General features: G+C 59.1%; 12 protein-coding genes and 3 pseudogenes. 4 read left to right on the forward strand and 11 right to left on the reverse strand.

Going from position 1 to position 14,368, the window contains the following annotated elements; translation table 11 throughout:
- Positions 1 to 7: 7 nt before the first annotated feature.
- Together QE453_RS05130 and QE453_RS05135 are read left to right on the forward strand one after the other, a co-directional pair.
- Positions 8 to 1,432: an amidase gene (locus tag QE453_RS05130; RefSeq protein ID WP_279873067.1), complete on the forward strand. Its 1,425-nt coding sequence runs from the start codon at positions 8 to 10 to the stop codon at positions 1,430 to 1,432.
- A 259-nt stretch (positions 1,433 to 1,691) separates the two neighbouring features.
- Positions 1,692 to 2,054 carry a hypothetical protein gene (locus QE453_RS05135; RefSeq protein ID WP_034500166.1) on the forward strand — a complete coding sequence of 121 codons (363 nt, stop codon included), beginning with the start codon at positions 1,692 to 1,694 and terminating at the stop codon, positions 2,052 to 2,054.
- A gap of 177 nt (positions 2,055 to 2,231) precedes the next feature.
- On the opposite strand, the gene QE453_RS05140 is transcribed toward QE453_RS05135, so the two are convergent.
- The 3 genes and pseudogenes from QE453_RS05140 to QE453_RS05150 all read right to left on the reverse strand — a co-directional run bounded on the left by QE453_RS05140 (position 2,232) and on the right by QE453_RS05150 (position 5,502).
- On the reverse strand, positions 2,232 to 3,161 hold the full coding sequence (locus QE453_RS05140) for a sugar phosphate isomerase/epimerase (protein WP_279873065.1): 930 nt from the start codon (positions 3,159 to 3,161) through the stop codon (positions 2,232 to 2,234).
- A gap of 182 nt (positions 3,162 to 3,343) precedes the next feature.
- Positions 3,344 to 4,518, reverse strand: a pseudogene (locus tag QE453_RS05145) (Gfo/Idh/MocA family protein).
- Positions 4,519 to 4,599: 81 nt separating this feature from the next.
- Entirely contained in the window at positions 4,600 to 5,502 is a 903-nt protein-coding gene (locus QE453_RS05150) for a sugar phosphate isomerase/epimerase family protein (RefSeq protein WP_037090498.1), read from the reverse strand.
- On the opposite strand from QE453_RS05150, the gene QE453_RS05155 reads away from it, so the two are divergent.
- Positions 5,489 to 5,770 carry a hypothetical protein gene (locus tag QE453_RS05155; protein ID WP_139786391.1) on the forward strand — a complete coding sequence of 94 codons (282 nt, stop codon included), beginning with the start codon at positions 5,489 to 5,491 and terminating at the stop codon, positions 5,768 to 5,770. The two genes, QE453_RS05150 and QE453_RS05155, sit on opposite strands and share 14 nt — an antisense overlap.
- Positions 5,767 to 6,809, forward strand: a pseudogene (locus tag QE453_RS05160) (LacI family DNA-binding transcriptional regulator). Before QE453_RS05155 ends, QE453_RS05160 begins: the two are co-directional and overlap by 4 nt.
- A gap of 185 nt (positions 6,810 to 6,994) precedes the next feature.
- On the opposite strand, the gene ehuA reads toward QE453_RS05160, so the two are convergent.
- From ehuA to eutB, 8 genes and pseudogenes are all read right to left on the reverse strand, one after another.
- Entirely contained in the window at positions 6,995 to 7,774 is a 780-nt protein-coding gene (ehuA, locus tag QE453_RS05165; protein ID WP_006699965.1) for an ectoine/hydroxyectoine ABC transporter ATP-binding protein EhuA, read from the reverse strand.
- Positions 7,771 to 8,463: an ectoine/hydroxyectoine ABC transporter permease subunit EhuD gene (gene ehuD / locus QE453_RS05170; protein ID WP_022563363.1), complete on the reverse strand. Its 693-nt coding sequence runs from the start codon at positions 8,461 to 8,463 to the stop codon at positions 7,771 to 7,773. Before ehuD ends, ehuA begins: the two co-directional genes overlap by 4 nt.
- Before the next feature lie 12 nt (positions 8,464 to 8,475).
- Complete coding sequence (gene ehuC, locus QE453_RS05175) at positions 8,476 to 9,141, reverse strand: ectoine/hydroxyectoine ABC transporter permease subunit EhuC (RefSeq protein WP_044459529.1); 666 nt, start codon at positions 9,139 to 9,141, stop codon at positions 8,476 to 8,478.
- A gap of 60 nt (positions 9,142 to 9,201) precedes the next feature.
- Entirely contained in the window at positions 9,202 to 10,053 is an 852-nt protein-coding gene (gene ehuB / locus QE453_RS05180; RefSeq protein ID WP_142187071.1) for an ectoine/hydroxyectoine ABC transporter substrate-binding protein EhuB, read from the reverse strand.
- A 60-nt stretch (positions 10,054 to 10,113) separates the two neighbouring features.
- A pseudogene (gene doeB, locus QE453_RS05185) lies at positions 10,114 to 11,128 on the reverse strand (N(2)-acetyl-L-2,4-diaminobutanoate deacetylase DoeB).
- A 4-nt stretch (positions 11,129 to 11,132) separates the two neighbouring features.
- Complete coding sequence (doeA, locus tag QE453_RS05190; RefSeq protein ID WP_279873060.1) at positions 11,133 to 12,311, reverse strand: ectoine hydrolase DoeA; 1,179 nt, start codon at positions 12,309 to 12,311, stop codon at positions 11,133 to 11,135.
- Complete coding sequence (eutC, locus tag QE453_RS05195; protein WP_279873058.1) at positions 12,308 to 13,321, reverse strand: ectoine utilization protein EutC; 1,014 nt, start codon at positions 13,319 to 13,321, stop codon at positions 12,308 to 12,310. Before eutC ends, doeA begins: the two co-directional genes overlap by 4 nt.
- Positions 13,318 to 14,337 (reverse strand): hydroxyectoine utilization dehydratase EutB, encoded by a 1,020-nt coding sequence (gene eutB, locus QE453_RS05200; protein ID WP_309776527.1) that lies wholly within the window; start codon positions 14,335 to 14,337, stop codon positions 13,318 to 13,320. The genes eutC and eutB overlap by 4 nt, the downstream gene beginning before the upstream one ends.
- Between the last annotated feature and the right edge of the window lie 31 nt (positions 14,338 to 14,368).

Below are 14,368 nucleotides of genomic sequence, written 5' to 3' on the forward strand. Positions count from 1 at the left end.
TAGAGTAATGACAGGCGACATCACCCGGCTCTCCGCAGCCGCGCTTTCCAGGGCAATCCACCTGCGGCAGGTTTCCTGCCTCTCGGTGATGGAAGCCTATCTCGATCGCATCGACAGCCTCAATCCAGCCGTGAATGCGATCGTCTTTCGTCGACCAAGCACAGAGTTGCTGGAGGAGGCGCGCGCCTGTGACCGGGAACTTGAGGAAGGGCGCTCGCGCGGATGGATGCACGGGTTCCCCCAGGCGGTAAAAGATCTCTCCGAAGTTCGGGGCCTGCCGTGCTCCTGGGGGTCGCCGCTCTTTGACAATTTTGTTTCCACCGCCGACAGTCTCCATGTGGAACGTGTTCGCGCCGCCGGCGCGATTTTCATTGGCAAGACCAACACGCCCGAATTTGGCCTTGGGTCCCATACGACCAACCCTGTCCATGGCCCAACCCGAAACCCCTATGACAGGACCAGAAGCGCCGGCGGTTCTTCCGGTGGCGCGGCGGCGGCGCTCGCCTGCCGGATGCTGCCGGTCGCAGATGGCTCTGATATGATGGGCTCACTGCGCAATCCTGCCGCCTTCAACAACGTTGTCGGCTTCCGGCCGAGTTTTGGGAGGGTTCCAGGCACAAAAGGGAACGAGCTTTTCCTTGGCCAGCTTGCCACTTCAGGCCCCATGGGCAAGACGGTGGAGGACGCCGCTTTGCTTCTCGCAACACAGGCAGGTTATGACCGGCGCGACCCGCTATCCCTGGCGGACGAAAGTCTCGCAATCCGAGGTCCTGCAACGACACAGGGAATGAAAGTCGCCTGGTTTGGTGATTTCGGTGGATATCTTCCCTTTGAGCCCGGGGTTCTGGATGTCGATCGCAAGGCTCTCGCCGTCCTGGCGAACATGGGCTGCGATATCGATGAACTCGTGCCGGATTTCGAACTGCCGAAACTCTGGGAAGCGTGGATGACATTGCGCAGCTTCAGCGTGACCCACGGCCTGCGCGCCTTTTATGACCAGCCGGAAACACGGCCGCTTCTCAATCGGCAACAGATGTTTGAATTCGACATCGCGCTTTCGTGCAGTGCCGCCGATATCTTTAATGCGTCCGTCGTCCGGACAGCCTGGTACCAGTATCTCTGCAGATTGTTTGAACGGTACGATTTTATTTTGATGCCGAGTGCACAGGTATTCCCTTTCGATATCGATCTCTCGTGGCCGACCGAAATCGACGGAAAAGCCATGGACACCTATCATCGCTGGATGGAGGTCGTGATCGGTCCCACGCTGGCTGGACTTCCCGTGGCGGCCGTTCCCGCGGGATTCGGGGTTAACGGGTTGCCGACTGGTATACAGCTGGTGGGATCACCACGCAGTGACCGGGCAACCCTTGAATTTGCACTGGCGTATGAGCAGTCAGCTGACATCCAGACGGGTGATGCGGTCATGTAAACCCCTTTGGCGCTCCGGGGCTTTCTTTGAAGCGCGAGCCGGTCTGAGACGGATAGCTTATGCGGCTTGTAGCAAGTAATATCGTCTCGTTGGACCGGGTCCTGCGTTCAATTGCAGAGCCATGAGTATGGTTTCTGTTGCATCCCGGGCTTCCGTCTGTTCGGAACAACACATCTCTGCCATTGCCTGTAGCGGCTGAGGCGCTATCATGGGAGTGCTGTGGGGCGCTAAGCTTTGGGAGGAGCGATACGTGAGACGGATGTGGCCAGATGAATTTGCCTTTCTGCTGGACGATGCGGAAGAGGTCGACTTGCATATTCCACCGGTGGCACATGAGGATGGATCGCCGGGAAAAACCATTTCCAGGAAAGCCTTGAAAGTTCGTATCAGCCAGCAGGACTTCGAGAAAATTTGGCCGCTTGCCGAGGCTCGCTATCGGTTGAACGGCAGGTTTGCGGGCAAGGCCATTACGCTGATCGCCAATAATCCCCATTACCAGAAGTGGCATCCCTCCGATGGCGGCAGTGTCGAAAGCGTGTCGGATAGCGGTCAAAAATACACCACGCCTTATGTGATCGTGCACTTTCTGCTGGATGATGTCCGCGAGCCTGTCGAGGTTTAGTTCGCAGAGCCGGCTCTGTCGTCAGGTAGCCCCAGCCTTTCATGGCGTCGCGATATTGGCGTTGAGGGAATAGTGTCTCGCTTCAAAAGCTCTCGCATATGATCGAACGATCGTTGAAGATTGAGGCAGCCATGGTATGAAAACGGGAGACGCGGCCGCTGGCCGCGCCCTTCGGGTTCAGAAGCCGCTTTTTGCAAGAAATGCCCTGCTGGCTGCCAGATCATCGAGAATGCTGCCAGTATTACGCGGATCGCGTTCCTGTTCGATGGTGATATAGCCGCCATAACCAAGTTCGGTCAGGAGGCTGCGGATGGCTGGATAGTCAATCGAGCCGCGGCCGATCGGACACATCACGCCCTTGGCGCAGGCCTCGAAGAAGCGGATGCGCTCCGCCATCACCTCCTGAAAGACCGCGGCGTCGATATCCTTGAAATGAATGTAGTCGACGCGATCCCAATAGCGGCGCAACGTGGCGACGGGGTCCATGCCGGAATAGGCCATATGGCCGGTATCGAGGCAGAGACCCGCAAGATCTGCGGGAATGTCCTCAACGATCTGCTGCAACTCATCGGCAAACTCGATGTAGCCGCCGGCATGGGGATGTAAGGTGGCGCGCACGCCATATTTGTCCCGGGCGAGCGTTGCGATGGCCCGGATGTTCTCGACCATGCCCCGCCAGGCGGTTTTATCGAGACTTGGCGCGCGGTCAGAATGTCCGGCGGCATAATCACGCTCGTCATGGCCCCAGTCCATCACCGTCAGATAGGGGGCGGAAAAGCGTTGGCCCGCATGGGTTTCCGGCTTTGGCAGGCGCGTTATCAGCGCGCAGATCTCCTCAGTCTGGCGTAGCAGATTGTCGCGATTTCCGGGTGAGACCAGATCGTCGAAGATGGTGCCGGCGACGATCTTGAGGCCTCGTTCATCCAGCGCCTGCGAAACGCGCCTGAGGTCGAGCGGCAGATAACCGTAGGGGCCGAGTTCCAGACCGCCGAAACCGGCTGCTTTCGCTTCGTCCAGCACCCTTTCCCAATGGGGAAGATGCGGGTTCTTGACGTCGTCGACACCCCAGCAGCAGGGAGCGGTGGTGATGGTGATCGGGTTGGTCATTTGATCCTCATGGCGGCAGCGGCATCGGCCAGTTCTCTAGCCCGTTGCAACGTCTCAGCGGTTGATGGCGGCTTGCAGGGCAACGATGGAGGGTCGGCTGTCCGCTTGGTGAATATGGTGAAATCCTCACTTGAAGGCTGACCCAGCCGGAGGAGGATTGATCCGGAATGCCCTTAAATCCATTATGCGAAATCGACCCAGGTGGCACCGGCATCGGCCGAACGAACGCAGTTTTCCAGCCAGCGGACGCCTTCTGTGCCGGCTGCGATGCCGGGATAGTGATGGGTCTTGAGAAAAGCCCTGTCACCGCGATTGGCCGCATCGATTGCCTGGGCGATCCAGAGGTAAATGTTCGACCAGCTATCACCGAGACCTTCGGTGTGCAGCGCGCCCATACGATCGATAGCAAGGCTCTCCTCTTCCAGATACGGCATGCCGTGATGCAGGATACGCTCCGGCTCGCCCTGAACCTGATAGATCAGCTGATCGGGACGCGAATCTGACCATTCAAGCGATGCCCTGGAACCGATGAAGCGGTAACGCTGCGACCCCATATTGCCGGCATTGACGGAAGAAACCCACAGACGCCCGCGTGCGCCATTATCATAATGCATGAGAACCGTCGCATGGTCCTCCAGCGGCGCCCGCGTCGGGATGAAGGCCTTGCCGGTCGCAAAGCAGTCGTTCCACCTTCATGTGCGGCAGCACGATTTCCGAGAGATAATAGAGATGCGTACCGATATCGCCGAGCACGAAGGTCGGGCCAGCGGTACGGGGATTGGTGCGCCATTTGACGGCCTCGCCTGCGCCCACATCGTCGCCGGCATTGAAGCCGTGGGTATATTGCAGATCGACGATGCGGATATCGCCCAGCATCCCCTTTTTGACCATGGCCGCCATCTGGTGCACCAGCGGATGGCCGGTATAGCCATAGGTGACGCCGACGATCAGTCCCTTCTGTTCGGCCAGCCGCGCCACCTCGTCACATTCTGCAACGGTGAAGAATAACGGTTTTTCGCAGATGACGTGCAGCCCGGCTTCAAGGCAGGCCTTGGTGATCTCGTAATGGGTAAAGTTGGGGGTGGCGATGGAGACGACGTCGATACCGTCTTTGCGCGCGGTTTCGCCAGCTATCAGTGCCCTGTAATCCGGGTAGCAGCGTTCCGCCCGCCACGCCGAGATTGACGCCGAAATCGCGGCCCATTTCGGCATCGAGGTCGAAGGCACCGGCGACGAGCTGGTAATTGCCATCGCGCAGAGCGCCGGTGCGGTGCTTGTATCCTACCTGTCCCGTGCGGCCGCCGCCCACCATGGCCCAGCGCAGCGGTCGCGAAATCAGTCTTTCTCCATTGATCATGTCGATCGTCTTTCCGTCGGATGTTTCGAATGGCGTAGCCAGAGGCAGGTTCTACCTCGGCACCGGCACCGGTTTTTCGCGTTATTTCTTGAAATAGAGGTCGATATAGTCCTGCATCTTGGCGCGCATGAACCGGCTCGATTCATCCGCCCTGTCTTCCCAGGCGAAGACGCAGGAGGTCATGATGCCGTCGAAACCGATTTCAGCGAGCGTGCCGAAGAAGTCGTCCCATGGCACTTCGCCCTGACCGATATTCAGGTGCTGATGCACCCTTGCCTGTGTACCGGGCGGGTTGAGAATGTAGCGGAGCCCAGAACTTGCCCTGTGGTTGAAGGTGTCGCCCACATGCACATGGGCCAGCACGTCCTTGGCTTCCCGAAGCATCGCCTTGGTGTCGTCGCCGAAATAGAAGGTGTGTGGCGCGCAATAGAGGAATTTGACGTTCCTGGAGTTGACCGTGCGGATGATATCAAGCGCCGGCTGCAGCGTTTCGCACCAGTCTTCCGGATGCGGCTCGACATGCAGGCTGATGTTCTCGCGCTCGAAGATCGGTACCAGCTCTTCCATCGAGCGCCACCATGCATCCTCGCAGGCCTCGATCATCGAACCCGTATGGCAGCAATAACATGAGCCCTTGTCGGGATGCGGTCCACGGCCGAACTCCGAGTTCATCGTGTCGACCTCAAGTTCGATTGCGATCTCGATAGCGCGTTTCCAGTGCTTGACCGCTGCCTGCCGCTCGATTTCATCATTGGAGGCCCAGCGATACATTGGCAGCAGCGCGGCGATGCCGACATCGGCGTCTTTCAAAGCCTTCTTGAAGGACCTGATACGTTCGGGAAACACGCGCGGCGCCTTGAACCATTCGAGGAAATCGGCGCGCGGGCTGAGTTCGATCCAGTCGTAACCGAGCTCCTTAACTTTGGCGGGCAGCTCATCGAGGCTGGTGAAACGGTGCATGTGGGGGTCGATGGCGATTTTCATTGATCTTGATCCTTCTTATGTCTCGACCGGATGGCGAGGGCGGATGGCCGCAAAGGCACTGGACGCCATCACAAGCGACGCGGTTCGTATCGCGAAAGATTTTCTGAAAAATGCCATTGCTTCCTCCCCGCCCATCCTCCCGATGGGCCTGAATGACAGGCCGATTTATATCTTTCATTTTCGCGGAAATGGAATTTATATTTCATTTGGCGTTGCATTTCGTATCATTTCATGTCATTCATCAATGATACGATTGAGGGCGCCATGAATCGACCCACCATTGCCGATCTTGCGAGAGCCGCGGGCGTCAGCATCTCCACTGTCAACCGGCTGCTGCACGGTTCGAGCGCCGTACGTCAGGATACGATCGACCAGATTCTCAAGGCGGCGCAGGAGATCGGGTTTTATGGTCTGGGCACCATCAAGGACCGAAGGCGCGAGGCCTTGCCACATTACAGGCTGGGCTTCCTGCTGCAGCAATCCCACCGGCCGCTTTACCGCCTTTGGGGAGAAGGGATCGTCACTGCCGCACATCAGAGGCTGGAAAGCGTCATCGAGCCGGACGTGGTTTTTGAGGACGATCTTTCACCGGAGGCCGTTTCCGCCAATCTCCTGAAGATGGGGCAGTCCTGCAACGCAATTGCGGTTGTGACTGCCGATCACCCGCTGGTGAGCCAGGCCATTGATGAGTTGCGGAGCAAAGGTGTTCCCGTGGTGACCTATGTGTCCGATCTGTCAGCGGCGAGCCGGGCGGGTTTTGTCGGAACCGACAGCTGGAAACGCGGCCGGACGGCCGCTTGGTTCCTCAGTCAGACCGTGAAAGGCGAGAGGGAGTGGTCGTGCCCCTGATCGGCAGCAACCGTTATCAGTGCCAGGATGTTTCAGATGCCAGTTTTCGCTCCTACATGCGCGAGAACACGCCGGAACTACAGGTAGCGGAAACACTGCTGACCCATGAAGAGCCGGAAAATGCCTATGCCGTCATTCGGGACATCATTGCTGCCGAACCAGGGCTCAGGGGGATATATGTCAATGGCGGCGGCATATCGGGCGTCTTGCGGGCGCTCAGGGAGCTGCCTGCGGAGAAACAGCGCGGCATAAAGATCGTCTGCAACGATATCGGCCCGGAAACGCGCAAGGGCTTGAATGAGGGGCTGATTACCGCTTCGCTGCCACTGCCCCTCGACAGGATGCCACAACAATTGATTGACGTGATGTTGCGACGCATCGAGAACGCGGATTCGTCTTCCGTCGAACAGCGGATCGTGCCTTTTGAAATCCTGACGCCCGAAAGCATCTGGACATGATCGCAGGGTAGTGGGAATTCAAAATTCTCTAACTGCGTGAAATTACCGATTGGGAAAAGCCAATCCACACCAAGGCCGGTGGTGCGCGCGCCTGTTACGATACGTGGTGAAGAATGGCAGCGGTCGGTGGCACGGTGCGAGAACGCGGACGCTTTTCGTAGTCGGCTTTTTATGGGCAACCATGCTTACCGCAGAACCGAAGAGAGAAACTCGCGGGTCCGCTCTTCTTTCGGCTCTCCAAAAATTTCCTCCGGCTTTCCCTGTTCGCAGATGCGCCCCTTGTCGAAGAAGCAGACCCTGTCCGATACCTCACGGGCAAAGCGCATTTCGTGGGTGACAAGCAGCATCGTCAGATCGTGCTCATGCGCGAGATCGCGGATGACGGAGAGCACTTCGCCCACCAGCTGCGGGTCCAGCGCCGAGGTCGGCTCATCGAAAAGCAATACACGCGGGCGCATGGCGAGCGAGCGGGCGATGGCGACACGCTGCTGTTGTCCGCCGGAAAGCTGAACCGGATAATGATCTTTCTTGTCCGCAAGCCCCACCATTTTCAATAGTTCGATCGCACGCGCCTCAGCCTCTCCACGGGCGATACCCAGAACACGCACCGGCGCCTCCACGATGTTGCGCAGCACGGTCATATGCGGAAAGAGATTGAAGCTCTGGAAAACCATGCCGACGTGGTTGCGGATCTGGCGCAGGTGTTTTTCCGAGGCCATGAAGGGGCCCTTGCCTCCCGGCTCATGGTAAGACATGTCAGCCAGCGTCAGTTTTCCCTCCTGGAAGGGTTCGAGTGTCATGAGAATGCGCAGGACCGTCGACTTGCCGGAGCCGGAAGGGCCGATGAGGGTGACTTTTTCACCCTTCGCCACGCTGAAATTGAACTGGTCGAGCACCGTCAGAATGCCGAAGCGTTTCGTGACATCCGAAAATTCGATCAGTGGCTGATTGGTGGTGTTGGTCATCGCAAGGGTATTCCTGCTTTTGGGAGCGCCCTTTGCAGGCGGCTGAGGCCTGCCGAGCAGATTATGGTCAGAAGGAGGAAGATCAGGCCGACAAGCGTCAGCGGCACCAGATATTCGAAGGTGCGTTCGCCGATCATGTTGGCAAGCCCCATCATCTCAAGAACCGTGACGACCGATAGCACCGGCGTTTCCTTGATCATGGCAACGAGATAGTTGCCCATGGCTGGAACGATGCGCGGAATGGCCTGGGGAATGATGATATCACGATAGGTTTGCATGCGCGTCAGGTTAAGCGCGGTCGCCGCTTCCCATTGGCCATGATGTATCGCCTCTATGCCGCCGCGATAGACCTCGGAAGTATAGGCCGCATATTGCAGGCCGAGCGCCAGCGCGCCGGTCAGAAACGCGGGCAAGACAATGCCGAAATCCGGAAGCACGTAATAAAGAAAGAACAGCTGCACCAGAAGCGGCGTATCGCGCAGGAATTCGACCACCAGCGCAGTCGGCCAGGAAATCATCTTTACCCGGCTGCGGCGCAGCAGCGCAAAGACAAGTCCCAGAACCAGCGCAATGGCAAAACCGGCGGCGGCTGCCTTCAGCGTCACGGTCAGGCCGATCAGAATGATGGGCAGGATGGAGGTCGTGTAGGTGAGCCAGGTGGTCGTGTCCCATTCGTAACCATACATCATGAGAAGATATCCTTACGAATGGCGCGTGCGCGGGAAGACATTGCCGCGCCGCACGAAGCGTTCGATCACCCGGATGACGACCATCAGGATCAGCGACATCGCGAAATAACAAAGCAGCGTGACCGAATAGATGCTGGCGCTGTCCAGCGTCAGGTTGCGGATCGACTGCGCAGCGAAGGTGAGATCGGCAATCGAGATCAACGAGACAAGCGAGGAAAGCTTCAGCGTCTCGATGGCCAGATTCCCGAAAGCCGGCATCATTTCGACGATCGCCTGTGGCAAGGAAATGCGAAAAAGCGTCTGCATGCGTGTGAAGTTCAGCGCGCGTGCGGCTTCCAGCTGTTGCACCGAGACGGAGGACAGCGCGCCGCGAACGATTTCCGCGCCGTAGCCGCCAGCATGGGCGGCAAGCACCAGCACCCCCGTCGTGATCGGATCGAAGCTCAACCCGACCAGCGGCAGCGCATAATAGAACCAGAATAGCTGCACCAGCAGCGAGGTGCCGCGAAACACTTCCGTATAACAGAGCGCGATTGCCGACAGGATCGGTCCGCCCTCGACGCGCAGAATGCCGAAGAAAAAAGCGAGTACCGTACCGACAACAAGCGCTGCGAGCGTAATTGTCATCGTGACGACGGCGCCTTGCCACAACATCGGCAGATAGGCAGTCATGTCCATCTGGAGATTTCCCGAATTCCCGAGGAACGGCGCCCGGTTATGCCCGGGCGCCGGCTGGCATTATTTGCCGGCGCAGAGATCGGCGACCTTCTTTTCGGCCGCTGCCGCGATACTCTGTTCGGAGAGACCGTATTTGGCGAGGATTTTCTTGTAGTCGTCCGTCTTGCGGAATTCGACGAGCGCGGCGTTGAAGGCGTCACGCAGCTCCTTGTCTTCCGGGCGGAAAGCGAAACCGCCGTAGTTGCGCACCGGCGCATCCTTCACGACCGGATCGGTGAAAGGCTTTACCTGCTCGACGTTCGCCTGACCCTTGGCGAGTTCCGAAACCGTCAACTCCGTGGCCGCATAGGCGTCGGCGCGGCTCTGCACGGTTGGGATGGCATCGGCATTGGCTGGGATGAAGACGATCTGTTCTTCCTTCACGCCAACGGCGCGCAGGAAGTCGACATTGTTCGCGCCCGACACGACGGCCACCTTCGACGAAGGGTCCTTTGCGATATCGGCGTAGGTGGTCAGCTTTTTCGGATTACCTTTCTTCACCAGCAGGCCTTCGCCATAGGATGAGTTCGGCTCGGTGAAGGCCACCTGTTTGCAGCGCTCGGGCGAGATATTCTGTTCTGCGGCCGCAAAATCGAAGCGACGGGCCTTGAGGCCGGGGATCAGCGTGCCAAAGGGCGTCACCGTCCAGTTGACCTCTTCGATGCCCATCGATTTCAGAACCGCATTGGCCACATCCGGGCCGATGCCAGCGGAGGTGCCATCCGGCTGCATGTAGGAATAGGGCACTTCATTAGCCGTGGCGGCGCGAATGTAGCCCTGGCTTTTGACTTCTTCGACGGTGAGCGCGCTGGCTGACGTCACGCCGATGGTAAGGGCGAGGGCGGAAAGGCCGGCGAATTTGGTGATCTTCATGTTCTAACTCCTCTGGTTGGGTTGCGTGGTCCGTTTTCGGATCTCACGGTGTTCTAGTGGCTAGGTATTCTCCGTGACCGTGGCGATGACGGAAAGGCAGTCTCCAGCCTTGATGAGGCCGGGTACGTGGCGCGCGGCAAGCAGCCCTGACATGGAGGCGCGGTAATCGACCGGTGCGAGGCCGGTTTTCCCGATGGGATAAACCCGTGCGATTGTCTCACCAACCGTGATCGCGTCTCCCAGATCGCGGACAAAGGCGACGAGACCGTCGTCTTCAGCAAAGGTGAAGCAGTCGCTGGAGGGCATATCCAGCCAACGGCTTGGCGCGGCAACGGGCGAACCGGCCAATATGCCTGCATGTCGCAGCAGATTGATGGTGCCCCTGCGGGCGATATCGATCGATTTCGCGCTCGCCGTGCCGGCGCCGCCGAGTTCGGTGGTGACAAAGACCTTGCCCATTTCCTCGACGGTCGTGTCCAGCATGCCGACGGCGTCGATTTCCAGCATCTTCATCGAATAGGGGGCAGCAAAAGCGGCCACGGCATCAAAGCAACGGCTTTCCTGAGTTTTGTCGGGCAACTCGTGCGCCGCTGCATAGGGCAGGAAATCAAGCGTCCTGCCGCCGGAATGAAAATCGAGAACGATATCCGCGAGCGGTATCAGATGACGGGTGACGTAGTCGGCAATCTTCTCCGTCACGGTACCGTCAGGGCGGCCGGGAAAGCTGCGGTTGAGGTTTCCCCGGTCGATGGGTGAGGTGCGTGTACCTGCGCGAAAGGGCCGGGTAGTTGAGCGCTGGGACAATAATGATGCGGCCTTTCACTTCGGCCGGATCGAGCGTCTGGGCGAGTTCGAAAAGCGCCGCCGGCCCCTCATATTCATCGCCGTGATTGGCGCCGGTCAAAAGGGCGGTCGGCCCCTCACCATTGGCGATAACGCAGATCGGGATCATCACCGAGCCCCAGGCACTGTCATCGCGGCTGTAGGGCAGCCGCAGATGACCGTGTTGCACGCCCTTGCCGTAGAAATCGACGGAGGGCGTGATCGGGGAGGGGCGAAGCGCGGTCTTCAGCATCGTCTCAGCCCTTCACGAAGAGTTGCCGCGGGACATTGGAAAGGCATTCGACACCGGTGTCGGTAATCGCGATGCTCTCGGTGATTTCGAGCCCCATGTCCTCCAGCCACAGGCCGGTCATGAAATGGAACGTCATGCCGGGTTTCAGCTCCGTGCGGTCGCCGGGGCGAAGGCTCATGGTGCGCTCGCCCCAATCAGGCGGATAAGAAAGTCCGATCGGATAGCCGGTGCGGTTGTCCTTGATGATCCCGTATTTCTTCAGCACGGCAAAAAAGGCATTGGCGATGTCTTCGCAGGTATTGCCGGGCTTGGCTGCGGAAAGACCGGCCTCCATGCCCTCAAGCGTTGCTTTCTCTGCGTCAAGGAATGCCTTTGTCGGTTTGCCGAGAAAGACCGTGCGTGACAGCGGGCAATGATAACGACGGTACGCGCCGGCGATTTCGAAGAAGGTGCCTTCGCCTGAGCGCATCGGCTTGTCGTCCCATGTCAGGTGCGGCGCGGAGGCGTCGGCACCGGAAGGAAGGAGCGGCACGATGGCGGGGTAATCGCCGCCGAATTCTGCGGTGCCCCGAATGCCGGCATCGTATATCTCTGCCACGAGATCGCACTTGCGCATGCCCGGTTCAACGACGTCGACGATACGCTTGTGCATCAGTTCGACGATCTTGCCCGCCTTGCGCATATAGTCGAGTTCGGTCGGGCTTTTGACAGCACGCTGCCAGTTCACGAGGCCGGCGGCATCCTTGAAACGTGCGTTTGGCAGATGTTTGTTCAGTGATGCGAAAGCTGCTGCCGAGAAGTAATAATTGTCCATTTCGACACCGACCGCCAGGCCTGACCAGCCCCGTTCCTCGATGATCTGCGACAACAGGTCCATCGGGTGCCGTTCGGTCGATTGAACATAGTGATCGGGATAGCCGATGATATTGTCATGGGCGAGGTACGCCGTGCGCCTGGCGCCATTGGCATCCTGTTTGCGACCGTACCAGATCGGCTCACCATCAGGTGGCACGAGCACAGATTGGTGGACGTAGAAGGACCAGCCGTCATAACCTGTCAGCCAATGCATGTTGGACGGGTCGGTGACGACAAGCAGGTCGATACCGGCACTTTCCATGGCTTTCCGGGTTTTAGCCAGGCGCGCGGCATATTCCTCGCGCGTAAAGTTCAGCGTTACACTCACGCTGCGTCTCCCATTTTTACGCTGTTTTCGATGACTTGGCCGCTGCCCGCGTCTTTGGCGCGGGCAAAGGCGAGATTGGCGATGGCTGTGTCCTGCACGCCGGTGCCGGTCAGATCGGCAAAGGTGATGTCTTCGTTCGAGAGGCGGCCCTGTGACTTGCCGGCAATCACCTCTCCAAGCTCGGCGAATGGCTGATCCCGCTCGACGTAACCCGCGGCAATTGCGTGATGCAATTCGCCGAGAATGCGGGTCTGCGTAAGCCTGTCCGCGACATAGCGCACTCTGGCGAATACGGCCGGATCGATCTCGTTCTTGTGTTCGGCGTCCGATCCCATCGCGGTCAGATGCTGGCCTTGTTCCAGCCAATCGGCGCGCAGGATTGGCTTTTCGGCCGGTGTCGTGGTGACGATGATGTCAGCGTTTCGCACCGCTGCCTGTGGATCAGCCACTGCGGAAACTTCGATGCCGTGTTCCCTGGCAAAATCGTTTGCGAGCTTCTCAGCCTTGTCACGGTTTCGTGCCCAGATCCGCGCAGCTTTAATCGACCGCACCAGCGTCAAAGCCTCGAGCTGCAGACGCGCCTGCATGCCCGCCCCGAAAACCGTGGCGACGGACGCGTCCTTTCGCGCCAGATGCCGCGCCGCGACTGCACCGGCCGCAGCGGTGCGCACGTCGGTTAGGTAACCGTTGTCAAGAAGCAGGGCCTCCACCAGGCCGGTCCTCGCGCTGAAGAGGATCATCAGGCCATTGAGGCTCGGTAGCCCAAGCCTCGGATTGTCGAAGAAGCCGGGGCTGACCTTGATGGCAAAGCCGTCGAAACCCGGCACATAGGCAGTCTTCACATCCACTTCGCCGCGAAATTCGGGAATATCGAGCCGGAGGATCGGCGGCATGGCGACAGCTTTTGTGGCAAGGGCGCCAAAGGCCTGCTCCACGCAGTTGACCGCGGAAAGGTCGAGCTTAACGACGGCGCGCAGGTCTTTTTCGGTCAGGATGGTGATGCGGCTCATGCGGCTCCCCTGTCGATGATGGTCTTGTGGAGCGCCGGATCGATGTTTTCGCCCGATACGATGATCGCGGTCGGGCCGCTGATGTTGACCTTGCCCGACAGGACGGCGGCGAAGCCAACGGCGCCCGCGCCTTCCACTGTCAGGCCTTCCTCGTGCGCCGCATGGCGGATGCCTGCTGCGATCTCGTCTTCGGAAACCAGCACGATGTCATCAAGCAATGCCTGGCAAAGTGCAAAGGTCACACGGTTCGCCAGTCCAATCCCGCCGCCGAGCGAATCCGCCAGCGTTTCTTCCTCCTGGACCGAGACGGGGCGACCGGCTTTAACCGACGCATGCATGGCCGCACCCCGCTCCATGGAAATACCGACGACCCGCGCCCTCGGCTTCAACGCTTTCACCGCAACGGCGATACCGCCCGCAAGGCCTCCGCCTGATAGCGGAACGAGAATTGTCGCCAGTTCAGGCATGTCCTCGACAACCTCGAGACCAATCGTGCCTTGGCCCGCCACGACGTCGCTATGATCGAACGGAGGTATAGCGGTCAGGCCATGGCTTCTGGTCAGGCGCTCCACTTCCTCCTGCGCGTCATCCTGTGATCTGCCGACGATCCGGATGTCGGCGCCAAGCGCGCGGATCGCCTCCACCTTGTTTGCTGGCACCAGCGCCGACATGCAGATGGTCGCGGGAATGCCGAGTTTCTCTGCAGCATAGGCCACGGCCCGGCCATGATTACCTGTCGAGGCGGTGACGAGGCCACGTCTGCGCGCCTCATCGTCAAGCGAGAATATGGCATTCATCGCGCCGCGCAGTTTGAAGGCGCCGATTGGTTGACGGGTTTCAAGCTTCAGATGAACGGGATGGCCACAGCGTTCGGACAGATTGTTCGAGCGGACCAGCGGCGTTCGCTCCACCTGTCCGGCAAGCCGCGCGGCCGCCTGCTCTATCGCGGCCAGCGAGACGGGAAGCGGGCTTTTTTCGGCGGATATGGACGGGTTTTCGCTCTTCATGATTGTCATGTTGTGAGCGAAGTAAAATCATGTCAATTAT

The sequence above is a fragment of the Agrobacterium sp. SORGH_AS_0440 genome, from assembly GCF_031453135.1.
GTDB lineage: Bacteria > Pseudomonadota > Alphaproteobacteria > Rhizobiales > Rhizobiaceae > Agrobacterium > Agrobacterium pusense.

Bases quoted from the DNA above. Each gene is read 5' to 3' on its own strand.
- QE453_RS05130 (WP_279873067.1), top strand. From the start codon at position 8: ATGACAGGCGACATCACCCGGCTCTCCGCAGCCGCGCTTTCCAGGGCA.
- QE453_RS05135 (WP_034500166.1), top strand. From the start codon at position 1,692: ATGTGGCCAGATGAATTTGCCTTTCTGCTGGACGATGCGGAAGAGGTC.
- QE453_RS05140 (WP_279873065.1), bottom strand. From the start codon at position 3,161: ATGACCAACCCGATCACCATCACCACCGCTCCCTGCTGCTGGGGTGTC.
- QE453_RS05155 (WP_139786391.1), top strand. From the start codon at position 5,489: ATGGCGATTTTCATTGATCTTGATCCTTCTTATGTCTCGACCGGATGG.
- QE453_RS05150 (WP_037090498.1), bottom strand. From the start codon at position 5,502: ATGAAAATCGCCATCGACCCCCACATGCACCGTTTCACCAGCCTCGAT.
- ehuA (WP_006699965.1), bottom strand. From the start codon at position 7,774: ATGACCAACACCACCAATCAGCCACTGATCGAATTTTCGGATGTCACG.
- ehuD (WP_022563363.1), bottom strand. From the start codon at position 8,463: ATGATGTATGGTTACGAATGGGACACGACCACCTGGCTCACCTACACG.
- ehuC (WP_044459529.1), bottom strand. From the start codon at position 9,141: ATGGACATGACTGCCTATCTGCCGATGTTGTGGCAAGGCGCCGTCGTC.
- ehuB (WP_142187071.1), bottom strand. From the start codon at position 10,053: ATGAAGATCACCAAATTCGCCGGCCTTTCCGCCCTCGCCCTTACCATC.
- eutC (WP_279873058.1), bottom strand. From the start codon at position 13,321: ATGAGCCGCATCACCATCCTGACCGAAAAAGACCTGCGCGCCGTCGTT.
- eutB (WP_309776527.1), bottom strand. From the start codon at position 14,337: ATGACAATCATGAAGAGCGAAAACCCGTCCATATCCGCCGAAAAAAGC.